This is a genomic window from Acinetobacter sp. SK-43, assembly GCF_015351505.1.
In the GTDB taxonomy this organism is placed as follows: Bacteria; Pseudomonadota; Gammaproteobacteria; order Pseudomonadales; family Moraxellaceae; genus Acinetobacter; species Acinetobacter junii.
Map to the genome: position 1 here is coordinate 1 of NZ_JADKPY010000086.1, position 1,179 is coordinate 1,179.

The 1,179-nt window shown below is 44.2% G+C and carries 1 protein-coding gene; it reads right to left on the minus strand.

Annotation, left to right across the window (positions count from 1 at the left end; translation table 11 throughout):
* Positions 1-1,179, minus strand: a 1,179-nt coding sequence (gene tuf / locus IRT38_RS17155; RefSeq protein WP_017397316.1) for an elongation factor Tu, incomplete at its 5' end; no start/stop codon positions are given.

The following is a 1,179-nucleotide window of genomic DNA, read 5'->3' on the forward strand; positions in this document are numbered from 1 at the left end:
TTATGCAGTTACTTTAGCAACAACACCAGCACCTACAGTACGACCACCTTCACGGATCGCAAAACGTAGACCTGGGTCCATTGCGATCGGGTGGATTAACTCTACTGACATTTCTACGTTGTCACCAGGCATTACCATTTCTACGCCATCTTGTAATTTGATCGCGCCAGTTACGTCAGTTGTACGGAAGTAGAACTGTGGACGGTAACCGTTAAGGAATGGAGTATGACGACCACCTTCTTCTTTAGAAAGTACGTATACTTCTGCATCGAATTTAGTGTGCGGCTTGATTGTACCTGGTTTAGCAAGTACTTGACCACGTTGTACGTCTTCACGCTTAGTACCACGAAGTAAGATACCACAGTTCTCACCCGCACGACCTTCGTCAAGAAGTTTACGGAACATTTCAACGCCAGTAACTGTAGTCGTTTGAGTATCACGGATACCAACGATTTCAACAGACTCACCAACTTTGATGATACCAGCTTCTACACGACCAGTTACTACTGTACCACGACCAGAGATAGAGAATACATCTTCGATTGGCATCAAGAATGCTTTATCGATTGCACGCTCTGGTTCTGGGATGTAAGAATCAAGCGCTTCTACAAGTGCAAGAACAGAAGCTTCGCCGTAAGGGCCGTCGTTACCGTTTAATGCTTGAAGAGCTGAACCACGGATGATTGGAGTGTCATCACCTGGGAAATCATAAGTAGAAAGAAGTTCACGAACTTCCATTTCTACTAATTCAAGTAATTCTTCATCATCAACAAGGTCACACTTGTTTAAGAATACGATGATGTAAGGTACACCTACCTGACGAGAAAGAAGGATGTGTTCACGAGTTTGTGGCATTGGACCATCAGTCGCAGCACATACAAGGATCGCGCCGTCCATCTGAGCAGCACCAGTAATCATGTTTTTAACATAATCGGCGTGGCCTGGGCAGTCTACGTGAGCGTAGTGACGGATTGGAGAATCGTATTCTACGTGTGATGTATTAATTGTAATACCACGTGCTTTTTCTTCAGGAGCAGAGTCGATTTGTGAGTAATCTTTCGCTTCACCGCCGTAAGTTTTTGCACAAATTGTTGCAATCGCAGCAGTTAAAGTTGTTTTACCATGGTCAACGTGACCAATTGTACCCACGTTTACGTGTGGTTTATTACGTTCAAACTT